This window comes from Cellulomonas sp. APG4, from assembly GCF_009996735.1.
Lineage (GTDB): Bacteria > Actinomycetota > Actinomycetes > Actinomycetales > Cellulomonadaceae > Actinotalea.
In genome coordinates this window covers 124,511-136,916 of record NZ_JAACYI010000009.1, presented here as the reverse complement: position 1 = coordinate 136,916, position 12,406 = coordinate 124,511, and the positions used below count along the sequence as shown (strand labels likewise).

Sequence of the window (12,406 nt, the reverse complement as noted above, 5' to 3'; positions counted from 1 at the left end):
GCGCCGCGACCGCCGCACCCGCGGCCCGCGCGGCCCGCCCGACGGCGTCCCTGCGGCCCCGGCCCGAGCCGCACCCCGTGCGCGCCGTCGTGATCGGCTCGTCGACCGGCGGGCCCGAGGCGCTGTCCCGCGTGCTCGCGGGCCTCACCGCCCCGCTGCCGGTCCCGGTGCTCGTCGTGCAGCACATGCCACCCGTCTTCACCCGTCAGCTCGCCGCGCGGCTCGACCGCGTGGGTCCCAGCACCGTGGTCGAGGCCGCGGGCGGCGAGCGGCTCGAGGCGGGCACGGTCTACATCGCCCCGGGCGACCTGCACCTCGAGGTGGGCGGCACCGACACGCTGCACACCCAGCTCACGCAGGCACCCCCGGTGAACTTCTGCCGCCCTTCGGTCGACGTCATGTTCCGCTCGGCCGTGCGCGCCTACGGCGGTGACCTGCTCGCCGTGATGCTCACCGGGATGGGGGCCGACGGGCGCTCCGCGTCGGCCGAGCTCGTCGAGAACGGCGGGACCCTGATCGCGCAGGACGAGGCGACGAGCGTCGTGTGGGGCATGCCGGGTGCGGTCGCGACCGCGGGCCTGGTGCACGCCCTGCTCCCGCTCGACGCGGTGGCCGAGGCCGTGCAGCGCACCGTGCAGGAGGCGCCCCGCGCCACCGCACGCCGACGTTCGTACGTGGGAGGAGGTGCGTCATGACGCTGCGCCCGGACACCTTCGCGTTCGTCGCCGACCTCGTGCGCCGTCGCAGCGCGATCCAGCTCGAGGTGGGCAAGGAGTACCTGGTCGAGAGCCGGCTCATGCCGCTCGCACGCGCCAAGGGGCAGGACGTCGACGCGTACGTCGCCGCGCTGCGCACCGCGGGCCCGGCCGCCCTCGAGGTGGTCGTCGAGGCGCTCACGACCAACGAGACGTCGTGGTTCCGCGACGTCCAGCCGTTCCACGCACTCGTCCAGCACGTGCTGCCCGAGGTGCTCGCCGGCCCCACGGGCGTCGTGACGCCGGGCCTGCCCCAGCGTGGGCTGCGCATCTGGTCCGCCGCGTGCTCGAGCGGCCAGGAGCCCTACTCGATCGCGATGTCGCTCGCCGACGCCGCGCCCCAGGCCGACCTGCGCATCGTCGCGACGGACCTGTCCAAGGCGATGGTCGACCGTGCCGCGTCGGGTCGTTACAGCCAGCTCGAGGTGAACCGCGGCCTGCCCGCACCCATGCTCGTCAAGTACTTCACGCGCTCGGGCGTCGACTGGGAGGTCTCGCCCGCGCTGCGCCAGAAGGTCACGTTCCAGCAGCACAACCTGCTCGACGCACCCCCCGCGGGCGGGCCGTTCGACGTGGTGTTCCTGCGCAACGTGCTCATCTACTTCGACCTCGCCACCAAGCGCGACGTGCTCCGTCGCGTGCAGCAGGTGCTGCGCCCCGGTGGCTTCCTCCTTCTCGGCGCCGCCGAGACGACCATCGGTGTCGACGACGACTGGCAGCGGGTCCCCGTGGGCCGCGGCAGCGTCTATCGACTTCCCCACCGGAGGGCAGCATGAGAGCGCTCGTGATCGACGACTCCCGGACGATGCGTCGCATCGTCGCGGGGCAGCTCAGCAACCTGGGCTTCGAGACGGTGGAGGCGGCCGACGGACGGGCCGCCCTCGACCTGCTCGAGGCCGGCACGGAGGTCGAGCTCGCGTGCATCGACTGGAACATGCCCGTGATGAACGGGCTCGAGTTCGTCGGCGCCGTGCGCGAGAACCCGGCCTGGCGCGACGTGACGCTCATGATGGTCACGACCGAGAGCGAGCAGGGGCAGATCGTCCGTGCGCTCGCGGCCGGCGCGCACGAGTACCTCATCAAGCCGTTCACGCCGGACGCGTTCCGGGAGAAGCTCCAGCTGCTCGGGCTGGTCGAGTACGAGGAGATCGCATGACCACGGACGTCACCGACGCGGGCGGCATGGGCCTGGACGTCGACGCGCTCGGCAACACCGACCCGATCCTGTCGATCGCCGAGGAGGTCTTCTCCGCGATGATCGACGGCGAGCCGGGCCTGCTCAACCCCTGGTACGGCGACCGCCCCGACCCCGTGGAGCCCATGCACGCATGGGTCGACGTGCACGAGGCCGGCTCGGGTCGCGTGCTCATCGAGGCCGAGCGGGGAACCGTCGTCGAGCTCACGCGGGCGCTGCTCGCGATGGGGCCCGACGAGGAGGTCACCGAGGCGGACATGGTCGACGGGCTCGGCGAGGTCGCGAACGTCGTCGGCGGCAACGTCAAGGCACTCGTGCCCGAGACCGGGGTGCTCACCCTCCCGCAGGTCTCGTCGGAGCGTCCGCCGACCCCCGCGGAGGACCTGCTGCACGAGCTCGCGCTCGACTGGCGCGGCCGGCTCGTCGTCCTGAGCCTGTGGCGGCTGCCGTGACCGGCCCGCGCCGCGCCGCTCCGCTCCACCCGCGCCGCCACGGCGCGTACCGCATCCACAGGTGGGACCCGACCGGTCTCCACGGAACGCACAGCACGAGGTGGTACTGATGAAGGTCCTGGTCGCCGACGACAGCCGCGTGATGCGGCAGATCGTGGTGCGCACGCTCCGCCAGGCGGGTTACGACTGGTGGGAGATCACGGAGGCGACGGACGGCGCCGAGGCGCTCGAGGTCGTCAACTCCGACCCGGAGCTCGCGCTCGTCCTGTCCGACTGGAACATGCCCAACATGACGGGCATCCAGCTGCTGCACGCGATGCGTCAGCAGGGCAGCGACCTGCCGTTCGGGTTCGTGACCTCGGAGGGATCGACGGAGATGCGCGAGCAGGCCGAGGCCGCGGGTGCGCTCTTCCTCATCGCCAAGCCGTTCTCGGCCGAGGTGTTCCGCGACACGATCGACCCGTTCCTCGCATGAACGCGCCCGCCCGCCCCACGCCCCTGCCCGCGCTCCTCGAGGTGCGCGAGCTGCTCGAGGGCCTGCTCGGCCGCGACGTCGACGGCACGCTCGGCGCGGCCCCGGTCAACCCGAACGAGCCGCCCGGTGCGATGACCGGCATCTACGTGGACGACCAGCTCAAGCTTCGCGCGCTCATCCTCGTCGACCTGCCGCTCGCGTGCTGGGTGGGTGCCGCGATCGCGCTCATCCCCGCACGCACGGCCGAGGGCTCGGTCGAGAACGGCTTCATCGCGCCCGACCTGATCGAGAACACCCACGAGGTGCTCAACGTCGCGGCGTCGCTGTTCAACGCCGACGGCGCCGCGCACCTGCGGCTCTACCAGAGCTTCGTGCCGCGCGAGACGATGCCGGCCGACGTGCAGAAGTGGGTGCTCGCCTACGTGCAGCGCCTCGACGTCACGCTGACCGTCGCCGGGTACGGCGAGGGTCGCATGTCCGTCCTCGTGATCTGAGCGCCCGGACACGCCCGTCCGAGCACGACGCCCCGACGCCCGCCCACCTTCCCGGTGCGGCGGGCGTCGTCGTTCGCGGGCGGGACGGTCAGCTCGTGGGGTGGTAGCCCCAGTGCCACGGCTCGCGCGGCGTGTCCTCGACGAAGCCGAAGCGCCCGCCGTTCTCGCGCATCCACGCCTGGGCCGTGGAGTCCAGCTTGAGGTCGAGGGCCATGCCCCAGCCGTGCATGCTCGTGCCGGGCGTCGCGGCGAGGCCGCCCTGGGAGTACAGGCCCTTGCGCCGTACGAGGTCCACCTGGGTCTCGTACGTGCGGTAGGAGTCGGTGATGCCGATGGTCACGCCGTCGCGCCTGGCGGCGGCGATCATCGCCTCGGCCGAGCGGGCCGCGGGGGCCCACAGCCGGTGGCCGGTGCCGTCGATGCCGCTGAGCGCCTCGCGCGGGACCTTGCCGTTGCCGTGGACGCGCAGCTCGTGCGGGACGCCCTTGGCGTCGACGAGCGCCTTGCCCGAGCCGACGGCGGCCGTGCCCGCGGCGCTGCGCTGGCTCGCGACGACGCCCTCGAGGACGCTGCTGAACGCCGCGCCGGAACCCGAGGCAGCGCGCAGCTCGGTGAGCCCAGACGTCGTCACCGTGGGGCTGAGCGTGGCGACCCGCGCCGGCTGCTGGGGGCTCAGGGCGGCGATGCGGCCCTGGATGTCCGCGATGCGGCCGGCGATGCTCGCGACGGCGTCCATGCGCACCTCTCGTTCGGGGCGCCCGGGAACCCGGGCTCGTCCTTGCCTATCGGCCGCCGCCGGCGCGAGATGAGGCCCGACGGCGTGCCGCGCGGGGCACAGGTGGATGTGATCGTTCACACCGCGACACGCACAGGAGCGGGTGAAGAGGATGGGCCGATCGGGTGGTTCCGTCCCGAAGCCTCCTGACGTGCGGCGACACGTCACCTACTGTGACGACGACAGCGAAACGGCAAACCCGTCGAGAGGCGGGGACGCAAAGCCACGGGACCTTCGGGTCAGCCGGGTTACCGAACGAAGGACGGCCCCCCATGGAGTACCAGCCTGCTCTCGCGCCCGCCGACGACGAGCGCTCGACCACGTCCGTCATCCCGCCGCAGGTCCTCGCCCGCTGGGCAGCCGTGGCCAGCGCCCGCGCCTACCTCGCGACGATCCCGCGTCAGGCGCGCGCCTGAGTCTCGCCGCCGTCGCGCCCGGCCCCGCGTGGGCGGCAGCGTCGCGACGTCACTGGTAGGTGACGAGCTCGGGCACCGGTGAGACCTGGTAGGTCTGCTCGGGCGTGAGCATCGGCGAGTCCTCGTCGAAGAAGTTCTTCCAGCCCCAGGCCACGGCGGGGGCACCCTGCCGCAGGGCGGTCCACGTCCCCGCCTTGGCGGGCTGCGAGCCCTGCCCGTCCACGTGGATCATCGGCGCGAGCTCGGCGTGCGAGGTGTCGAGCCGCTCGCGCTCGTCGATCATCCGCAGGCTGAACTGGTGCAGCACGAAGAGCTTCTGCGGCAGCGCGTTCTCACGCGTGAGGGTCGCGAGCCAGTCGGCCACCGCGTTGACCTCGTCGACGTGCACCGAGCCGATCTGCCGCAGGTGCACCTGATCGGGCTCGAGGCGCCACTCCGGGTCGAGCGCGAGCCCCACGTGCGGGTAGCGGAGCAGCTGCTCGTAGCGCTGGGCCTGCGTGAGGAAGTCGGTGCGGCCGGGCTGCAGGTCGAGCACCACGTAGATGCCGGCCTCCTGCGCGGCCTCGATCCAGGGCACGAACGTCGCCGGGTCGAGCTCGCGGCTGTAGTTGCCGTCGTCACCCGCCTCGGCGGAGGCGATCGTCACGATCATCTCGAAGGCCGGCACCACGGTGTCCTCGGTGAACGGACGGTAGGCACGCGCGAGCTTCTGGGCGCGCGCGACGCTCGCGGTGACGTCCTGCTCGCCGAGCACCCCGAGTGCGCCGCTGCCCGGGGTGCCGTACATCGCGACCATCCGCGTGCCGTGGAACAGCGTCTGGCCGCCGCCCGGCAGCTCGACGCCGGTGCGCGCCGTCGCGAGCTTCCAGGTGAGCTCGTCGGCCGGGCCGAACTCACCGCCCAGGGCCAGGACGACGTCGTCCGTGCCCGCGAGCGTCTGCACCACCACCGGGTCCACGCGTGGGTCGCCGCCCGGGACGCGGACCACGGTCGCCCCCACCGCCCGCGCGGTCGCCAGTGCGAGGAGGTCCTCGGCAGCGCCCGTCGTCAGCACGGTCGCGCCCGTCACCGCGTCGGCCTGCACCACGGCCGGCAGGTCGCCCGCGTCGTCGCTCGAGGTCGGGGAGGGTGAGTCGGTCGCGCCCGACCCGGTCCCGGCGGAGGTCGTCGCGCCCTCGTCCGGCGCGGCCGTGTCGTCGGGTGCGCCCGCGTCGGGAGCGTCGGTCCCGGAAGCGGGTGGAGTGCTCGACGCGGCGTCGAGCAGCAGCACGGGCGCGTCGCGATCCAGCGCGGTGACCGCGTCGACCTGGCCGCCCTCGGCGACGGGCACGGGCGCCGCCTCGATCCCGAGGGCCTGCGCGAGCTCGGCGGGGTCACCGGGCAGGGCGATCAGCTCGACGCCGGACCCGGCCTCCACCCCAGCCGCGTCCCCGCTGTCCAGGTCCGTCGTCGCTTCCCCGTCGCCTCCGTCCCCTGAGCTCCCGTCCGCTGTGTCCGTGTCTGCCGTTCCACCCTCATCGGCGTCGACCTCGGACGTCGGCCCGTCCCCGGTACCCGTCGTCGCGCCCGGGGCGTCGTCGGCCGCACCTGCGCCACCGGCCTGCGCGTCGTCGTCCTCCTCGTCCGGCTCGGCCGACGTCCCGGTGGTGAGCGCGACCTCCGTGCCCAGGCGGGCGAGCTCCTCGTCGAGCCCCGGTGCGTCGTCGGGCAGCAGCGGCACGCCCAGCGCGACCGCGGCCGAGGCCGCTCGCAGCCGCAGGTCCGGCTCGGGCGGGGCGAGCACCACGAGCGGCGCCGACGTGACGAACGCGGTGCTCGCCGCGAGCGCCCGCGCGGCCGCGTCGGCGCCGGCGACCACCGTGACGGGCGCCTCGGGCACGCGGAGCTCGGCTGTCAGGGGCGGCGGCGCCGACGGGCTCGGCGACGGATCGGTCCGCTCGCCGTCGGGCCCGATGACCGTGCAGGCCGCGAGCGAGAGCACCACGAGAGCCGTGCCGACCGTCCGCCTCATGCCCCTCCTCGTCCGACCGTGGCCCACCCACCGCCGGCAGCCCCACACAGTACGTGCGTTCCAGGTGCCTCCGCGCGTCCGGAGAGGCTGGCCGAAAAGGCTTGGCAGGCCGCCGCGGCGGACGTACGGTCCTGGGACACGGGAAAGGAGGTGGTCCACGAGATGAAGTCTCTTCGGACGCGTGAGGTGACTGTCCGCTAGTCGCCCGAGTACTCGGACGGAGTGCCTCCGGTCCCGGGCCGCTCAGCGGCAGCGAGACCCTGGCAGTCACCGCAGCCCGTGGGAGTCGTGGCTCGTCCACCGCGACGGCCGGTCATCGACCGGCAGCCCACGGGCTGTTCCATGCCCGGGATCGGGCCGCCCCACCGCCACCGCGCGCCTCCACCCACGGCACCTGCCCTCACCCACGGCGACCGCCCTCACCGACGGCACAATGGGTGGGTGACCTACCGCGTGATGACCGTCTGCACGGGCAACATCTGCCGCTCCCCGATGGCCGAGGTGGTGCTGCGCGACCGCTTCACGCGCGCCGGTCTCGACGGCGCCGTCCTCGTCGACTCGACGGGCATCAGCGGTGAGGAGCACGGCAACCCCATCGACCCCCGCGCGCAGCAGGTGCTGCGGTCACGTGGCTACGACGTCCCGGCTCACCGGGCGCGGCAGGTGAGCGCGGTGGACGTCGTCGAGCGTGACCTGGTCCTCGCGATGACCGCGACGCACGCGCACGCCCTGCGGCGCCTCGCCCGCGGCGACGACGCGATCACCCAGCGCATCCGCATGTTCCGAAGCTTCGACCCTGACGCCCCCGTCGAGGGCCCCGAGCACCTTCTCGACGTCGACGACCCCTGGTACGGCGACGACGCCGGATTCGAGGTCACCATTGCCGAGGTCGAGGCGGCGGCCGACGGGATCGTCGCCCACGTGCGCGAGGTCCTCGACCGGCGCTAGGTCCACCACGGCGGTCAGCGCGACCGCGGCCGCGCGCGCACGTGGGTGCGCTCGCCCTGCGGCCCGAAGAGCGCGAGCAGCTCGACGGGCTGGTCACCGTCGCAGCCCAGCCAGTGGGGCGTACGTGTGTCGAACTCCGCGGCCTCCGACGGGGCGAGCACGAGGTCGTGCCCACCGAGCAGCAGCCGGAGCCGGCCCGAGAGGACGTACACCCACTCGTAGCCCTCGTGCGTACGCAGCTCGGGAGTCACGGCGCTCGGCTCGGGCGCGATGATGATCTTGTACGCGCCAGGCGCCCCCGGCCGCGTCGTGAGCGGCAGGTAGACCCGGCCCTGGCGGTGCAGCGGGCTGGTGTGCACCCGCGGGTCGGGTGGCGCGGACGGCGCCACGAGCTCGTCGAGCGTGACGTCGTAGGCGCGGGCGAGCGGCAGCAGCAGCTCGAGCGTGGCGCGGCGTCCGCCCTGCTCGAGGCGCGACAGCGTGCTCACCGAGATCCCGGTGACGCGGCCGACCTCGGCGAGGGTCATCCCCTGCCGGGTCCGCAGCTCCCGCAGTCGAGGACCCACGCCGCGCAGGGCCTCCGCGGCGTCGACCCCGCCGGCGCGATCGGTCCCCGGGCTCCCGTTCTTTGCCACGGCAGCAACACTACTTGTCGGATCGTCGATGCAGGGCGGAGCCTCGTGGGTGTTCGGCGAGGGACGCCGTGGGGAGGGGATCGCGCATGGACCAGTACGACGTCGTCGTCATCGGAGGAGGCGCCGCGGGTCTGAGCGGCGCCCTCACGCTCGCGCGGGCGCGCAGGTCGGTGCTCGTCGTCGACGCGGGTGCGCCGCGCAATGCACCGGCGGCCCACGCGCACGGGTTGCTCGGCAGCGAGTCGCGCCCGCCGCGCGAGATCCTCGCGGCAGGTCGCACGGCCGCCGAGTCGTACGGCGCACACGTCGTCGAGGGCCGGGTGGCGCACGCCGCGGCCGTCGACGGCGTGTTCGAGCTCGCCTGGGTGCCGGTGCGCGAGCACGCGACGCCCGACGGTGGAGCGGCCACCGAGGTGCAGGGCGCGGACACGGCGACCCCGCACACGGTGCGCGCCCGGCGGCTGCTCGTCGCGACCGGGCTGCTCGACCACCTGCCCGACGTCGCCGGGCTGCGCCGGCACTGGGGCCGCGACGTGCTGCACTGCCCGTACTGCCACGGCTGGGAGGTGCGCGACCACCGGATCGGCGTGCTCGGCACGAGCGCCCAGAGCGTGCACCAGGCGCTGCTGTTCCGGCAGTGGAGCCCCCGGATCACCTTCCTCGAGCACGAGCTGGAGCTCACCGACGAGCAGCGCGAACGGCTCGTCGCGCGCGGGATCACTCTCGTGCCGGGACGTGTCGCCGAGGTGCTCGGGGACGACCGGTTGGGCGGCGTGCGGCTCGACAGCGCGCCCGGCGGGTGGTCCGACGTGCTCGAGCTCGACGCCCTGGTGGTCGCCTCGCGCCTCGAGGCACGGACGGGGGGCCTCGAGGAGCTGGGTCTCGAGACCGCGGAGGTCACGATGGGGGAGCAGGTGGTGGGCGTGCGGCTCGTGGCCGACGGAACGGGCCGCAGCAGCGTCCCGGGCGTGTGGGTCGCCGGCAACGCGACCGACGTGGGCGCGCAGGTCGTGCACTCCGCGGCCGCCGGCGTGTGGGCGGGTGCGCAGATCAACGCCGACCTCGTGGAGCACGAGACCCAGGCCGCCGTCGCCGCGCTTCGTGGTGGCCAGCCCTGAGGCGCGCGGCTGACCTGAGGCAGGGCTGGCCCTGAGGCGCGCGGCTGACCTGAGGCGCGGCTGGCCCTGAGGCGCGCGGCTGGCCTGAGGCGCGGCCCGCCCTGAGGCGTGCGCGGCCGGTCCTGTTGCGGACGGCCGGACCGGCGGCGGGCAGCCGGCAGCGTAGGGCGACGCGTTGCGGGCAGCGGGGACGCGGCGGGGCGAGAATGGCCGGGTGAAGATCGCCCGACGCGCTGAGGTGCCTCCGTTCGCGGTGATGCAGGTGCTCGCCGCGGCCAACCAGCGACGCGCGGCCGGCGCGTCGGTGCTGAGCCTGTGCGCCGGGCAGCCCGGGGCACCGGCTCCGGCCGCGGTGCGCGCTCGCGCGGCCGAGCTTCTGGCTCACGGCAGGGACCTCGGCTACACGGAGGCCGTCGGCACACCGGAGCTGCGACGGGCGATCGCCGAGCACTACGGGCGCTGGTACGGCACCGACGTCGATCCGGCGCGCGTGGTGGTGACCACCGGCTCGTCGGGCGCGTTCCTGCTGGCCTTCCTCGCGGCGTTCGAACCTGGGGACCGCGTGGCCCTCGCGCGTCCCGGCTACCCCGCGTACCGGAACATCCTGCGCGCACTGGGCGTCGAGGTGGTCGAGCTCGACTGCGGGCCCGAGTCCCGGTTTCAGCCCACCACGGCCCACCTGATGACGACGTACTACGAGGGCGGGCTCGACGGCCTGGTGCTCGCCTCGCCGGCGAACCCGACCGGGACCATGGTCGACGCCGCCGAGCTCGACTCCCTCGCACAGTGGTGCGCCGAGCACGACGTGCGGCTCGTGAGCGACGAGATCTACCACGGCATCACCTATGGGGACGGGCCGACGGCGCAGGCGAGCGCAGCCGGCTACGGCGAGCAGGGCGCGGTCGTCGTCTCGAGCTTCTCGAAGTACTGGGCGATGACGGGCTGGCGGCTCGGCTGGCTCGTGCTGCCGCCCGAGCTCGTGCCGCCGGTGGACGCGCTCGCGGGCAACCTCGCGCTGTGCCCGCCGACCCTCGCGCAGCACGCGGCGGTCGCGGCGTTCGAGCAGCGCTCGTACGACGAGTGCGAGGCGCACGTCGCCGGCTACGCCGCCGCGCGCGACCTCTTGCTGCGCAGGCTCCCCGAGCTCGGCTGGTCGGTCGCCCCGCCCGACGGCGCGTTCTACCTCTACGCGGACGTGGGCACGCACGACTCGGTCGCGTGGTGCGAGCGGCTTCTCGCAGACACCGGCGTCGCCCTGACCCCGGGCACCGACTTCGACGGCGTGGACGGTGGTCGCCACGTGCGGATCTCCTTCGCTGCGGACGTCTCCGAGGTGGACGAGGCCGTCGACCGCATCGCTGCCTGGCAGCGCGAGGCCTGACGCCGCGGAGCAACGCGCTCCCCGGCTCCGGGCGCGACGACGCGACCCCGCCAAGCCGAGCGCGACGATGCACCCCGCCAAGCCGAGCGCGACGATGCACCCCGCCAAGCCGAGCGCGACGACGCGACCCCGCCGAACCGAGCGCGACGACACGACCCCGCCGAACCGAGCGCGACGACGCCGAACCTGGCGATGGAGCGCGTTCAGCCGCTGAGCTGCGGCTCGAGTGCGCGGGTGGCGGACGGACGTCGACCGCCTGGTGGAGGGGCGGGGGGTGGCAGCCCGACCGCCGACATCGGTTGTGCCCGGACCGGCCGCTCCGCGGGCGCCGAGACTGGTCGCCCTCTTGGCCCGCGGAAGAGGTAGGCGACGTACCCCGGTGGTGACCCGCCTCTGACGACGGGCCGCCTCACGCGCTCGATCGTGAGCTCGCGACGATGGACCTCGTGGTGGTGGAACGAGCAGAGCAGCACGCCGTTGTCCACGCTCGTCGCGCCGTCGTCCCGGTCCCACCAGCGGATGTGGTGGACCTCGCACCAGCGTGCCTGCGTACCGCAGTCGTTCCATGCACAGGCTCGATCCCGCGCGACCACGGCCCGACGCTGCGCGCCGGTGTAGGTGCGGCGACTCCGGCCCACGTCGAGCACCGCGCCCTCGGTGTCGACCACTACACGCGTGAGCTCGCAGTCGCACAGCGCCCGGGCGACCTCGCTCATCGGGACCGGTGTCCCGTCGTCGAGCGTCGCGGGATCCGTCGTCCTGCTCGATGCTCCGGCTCCCTCGCCCGTGGCGGCGCCATGCCGGTCTGCGACGTTCCCGCTCGCACCGGCTCCACCCGCTGTGCTCGCAAGGTGAGCCGCGCGAAGCTCCGCCCACGTGCGCTCCGTCATGTGGAGCGAGACGTGCGGTCGCACGGCGGCTCCGCTGAGGGTGTCCGGTGCGCTCAGCACCTTCTCCGCGAGGACGTCGAGCGCGTCCGCACGCCGCTGCTCGGCCGAGCGCTCGTCGTCCGCGCCGGGTCGCGGGCTCACGGCCTCGAGAGCGAGCCGGAGCCGATGCCCGGCCAGGTGGTCGAGCTGGCCGGTGAGGCGCGTTCCCTCGGAGGTCTCGCTCAGGTGCAGGAACCGCGCTGCGCGTTGGGCCTGGTGACTTCGCTCGTGCCCGGCTGGGTCGAGGCGGGCCAGGAGCCGTGCCGCGGACGTCGCGAAGGCCCGGGCGTCGAGCCGCCGAGCCCCGTCGACCAGCTGGGCCTGGTGCGCCGGCGCGGCGAGGGCTCGCCGGACGGGCGGTGAGGCCTTCTCGACCAGCCGACCGAGTGCCTCGAGGTGGGCCGGCGTGACACCCCCGGAGTACTGCGTCCTTGAGCGCGGGCACCACCTCGGCCGTGCGCGCGACCCGCACCTCCGCGTGGGCCGTGCCGCGCCCTCCTCGCGACGTGCGCCCGCGCCACGACTCGAACGACGGATCACCCGATCCCTGCCATCTCCCGCTGCGCTCCTCGGCAAGGAGGAGCTCGCCCCGCAGCGTGGTGAGCGCGGCGACGGCGCGGTCGAGCACCGCCAGCGCGGCTCCACGGCCGTCGTCGGGCAGGCGCGTGAGCGACCCCGCGGTCGAGCGCAGCTCCTCGGTCAAGCGCTCGAGCGCCGCGACCTCCGGAGGCACCGCGACGGTCCGCACGAGTCCACCCCCTTCCTCGTTCTCGAACTGGTGTTCGAACCCTACCGAACGGGTACGACACGGACACTCACGCC

14 protein-coding genes and 1 riboswitch are annotated in these 12,406 nt (G+C 74.1%); of the genes, 10 read left to right on the top strand and 4 right to left on the bottom strand.

Annotation, left to right across the window (positions count from 1 at the left end; genetic code table 11):
* From GXB85_RS08945 to GXB85_RS08920, 6 genes are all read left to right on the top strand, one after another.
* The coding region (locus GXB85_RS08945; RefSeq protein WP_161917297.1) for a CheB methylesterase domain-containing protein at positions 1–695 on the top strand (695 nt) is incomplete at its 5' end.
* A complete protein-coding gene (locus GXB85_RS08940) occupies positions 692–1,531 on the top strand; it encodes a protein-glutamate O-methyltransferase CheR (protein ID WP_161917296.1) in 840 nt (279 codons plus the stop codon). The genes GXB85_RS08945 and GXB85_RS08940, both read left to right, overlap by 4 nt.
* Entirely contained in the window at positions 1,528–1,911 is a 384-nt protein-coding gene (locus tag GXB85_RS08935; RefSeq protein ID WP_161917295.1) for a response regulator, read from the top strand. The genes GXB85_RS08940 and GXB85_RS08935 overlap by 4 nt, the downstream gene beginning before the upstream one ends.
* Complete coding sequence (locus GXB85_RS08930) at positions 1,908–2,402, top strand: chemotaxis protein CheX (protein ID WP_161917294.1); 495 nt, start codon at positions 1,908–1,910, stop codon at positions 2,400–2,402. The genes GXB85_RS08935 and GXB85_RS08930 overlap by 4 nt, the downstream gene beginning before the upstream one ends.
* 109 nt (positions 2,403–2,511) lie before the next feature.
* Entirely contained in the window at positions 2,512–2,877 is a 366-nt protein-coding gene (locus tag GXB85_RS08925; protein ID WP_161917293.1) for a response regulator, read from the top strand.
* Positions 2,874–3,371 carry a hypothetical protein gene (locus tag GXB85_RS08920; protein ID WP_161917292.1) on the top strand — a complete coding sequence of 166 codons (498 nt, stop codon included), beginning with the start codon at positions 2,874–2,876 and terminating at the stop codon, positions 3,369–3,371. Before GXB85_RS08925 ends, GXB85_RS08920 begins: the two co-directional genes overlap by 4 nt.
* A gap of 88 nt (positions 3,372–3,459) precedes the next feature.
* Here the strand turns inward: GXB85_RS08920 and GXB85_RS08915 are convergent, their stop codons facing one another.
* Positions 3,460–4,107, bottom strand: a complete 648-nt coding sequence (locus tag GXB85_RS08915; RefSeq protein ID WP_161917291.1) for a D-alanyl-D-alanine carboxypeptidase family protein — start codon at positions 4,105–4,107, stop codon at positions 3,460–3,462.
* Between the two features lie 221 nt (positions 4,108–4,328).
* Positions 4,329–4,402, top strand: a riboswitch (cyclic di-GMP riboswitch).
* A gap of 16 nt (positions 4,403–4,418) precedes the next feature.
* On the opposite strand from GXB85_RS08915, the gene GXB85_RS08910 reads away from it, so the two are divergent.
* Positions 4,419–4,562 (top strand): hypothetical protein, encoded by a 144-nt coding sequence (locus GXB85_RS08910; RefSeq protein WP_161917290.1) that lies wholly within the window; start codon positions 4,419–4,421, stop codon positions 4,560–4,562.
* Between the two features lie 49 nt (positions 4,563–4,611).
* Here GXB85_RS08910 and GXB85_RS08905 read toward each other — a convergent pair whose 3' ends face one another.
* On the bottom strand, positions 4,612–6,573 hold the full coding sequence (locus GXB85_RS08905; protein WP_161917289.1) for a hypothetical protein: 1,962 nt from the start codon (positions 6,571–6,573) through the stop codon (positions 4,612–4,614).
* 441 nt (positions 6,574–7,014) lie between these two features.
* Between GXB85_RS08905 and GXB85_RS08900 the strand changes: the two genes are divergently transcribed.
* On the top strand, positions 7,015–7,521 hold the full coding sequence (locus tag GXB85_RS08900) for a low molecular weight protein-tyrosine-phosphatase (protein ID WP_370524109.1): 507 nt from the start codon (positions 7,015–7,017) through the stop codon (positions 7,519–7,521).
* A gap of 14 nt (positions 7,522–7,535) precedes the next feature.
* On the opposite strand, the gene GXB85_RS08895 is transcribed toward GXB85_RS08900, so the two are convergent.
* Complete coding sequence (locus GXB85_RS08895; protein ID WP_370524108.1) at positions 7,536–8,156, bottom strand: helix-turn-helix domain-containing protein; 621 nt, start codon at positions 8,154–8,156, stop codon at positions 7,536–7,538.
* 86 nt (positions 8,157–8,242) lie between these two features.
* Between GXB85_RS08895 and GXB85_RS08890 the strand changes: the two genes are divergently transcribed.
* Both GXB85_RS08890 and GXB85_RS08885 read left to right on the top strand, forming a co-directional pair.
* Positions 8,243–9,274, top strand: coding sequence for an NAD(P)/FAD-dependent oxidoreductase (locus GXB85_RS08890; RefSeq protein WP_161917288.1), 1,032 nt, complete (start codon positions 8,243–8,245; stop codon positions 9,272–9,274).
* 214 nt (positions 9,275–9,488) lie between these two features.
* The gene (locus GXB85_RS08885; protein WP_161917287.1) at positions 9,489–10,655 is read left to right on the top strand and encodes an aminotransferase class I/II-fold pyridoxal phosphate-dependent enzyme; all 1,167 of its coding nucleotides are present in this window, start codon (positions 9,489–9,491) and stop codon (positions 10,653–10,655) included.
* A 203-nt stretch (positions 10,656–10,858) separates the two neighbouring features.
* On the opposite strand, the gene GXB85_RS08880 is transcribed toward GXB85_RS08885, so the two are convergent.
* Positions 10,859–12,124 carry a DUF222 domain-containing protein gene (locus GXB85_RS08880; RefSeq protein ID WP_161917286.1) on the bottom strand — a complete coding sequence of 422 codons (1,266 nt, stop codon included), beginning with the start codon at positions 12,122–12,124 and terminating at the stop codon, positions 10,859–10,861.
* Positions 12,125–12,406: the final 282 nt, after the last annotated feature.

Bases quoted from the DNA above. Each gene is read 5' to 3' on its own strand.
- GXB85_RS08940 (WP_161917296.1), top strand. From the start codon at position 692: ATGACGCTGCGCCCGGACACCTTCGCGTTCGTCGCCGACCTCGTGCGC.
- GXB85_RS08935 (WP_161917295.1), top strand. From the start codon at position 1,528: ATGAGAGCGCTCGTGATCGACGACTCCCGGACGATGCGTCGCATCGTC.
- GXB85_RS08930 (WP_161917294.1), top strand. From the start codon at position 1,908: ATGACCACGGACGTCACCGACGCGGGCGGCATGGGCCTGGACGTCGAC.
- GXB85_RS08925 (WP_161917293.1), top strand. From the start codon at position 2,512: ATGAAGGTCCTGGTCGCCGACGACAGCCGCGTGATGCGGCAGATCGTG.
- GXB85_RS08920 (WP_161917292.1), top strand. From the start codon at position 2,874: ATGAACGCGCCCGCCCGCCCCACGCCCCTGCCCGCGCTCCTCGAGGTG.
- GXB85_RS08915 (WP_161917291.1), bottom strand. From the start codon at position 4,107: ATGGACGCCGTCGCGAGCATCGCCGGCCGCATCGCGGACATCCAGGGC.
- GXB85_RS08910 (WP_161917290.1), top strand. From the start codon at position 4,419: ATGGAGTACCAGCCTGCTCTCGCGCCCGCCGACGACGAGCGCTCGACC.
- GXB85_RS08905 (WP_161917289.1), bottom strand. From the start codon at position 6,573: ATGAGGCGGACGGTCGGCACGGCTCTCGTGGTGCTCTCGCTCGCGGCC.
- GXB85_RS08890 (WP_161917288.1), top strand. From the start codon at position 8,243: ATGGACCAGTACGACGTCGTCGTCATCGGAGGAGGCGCCGCGGGTCTG.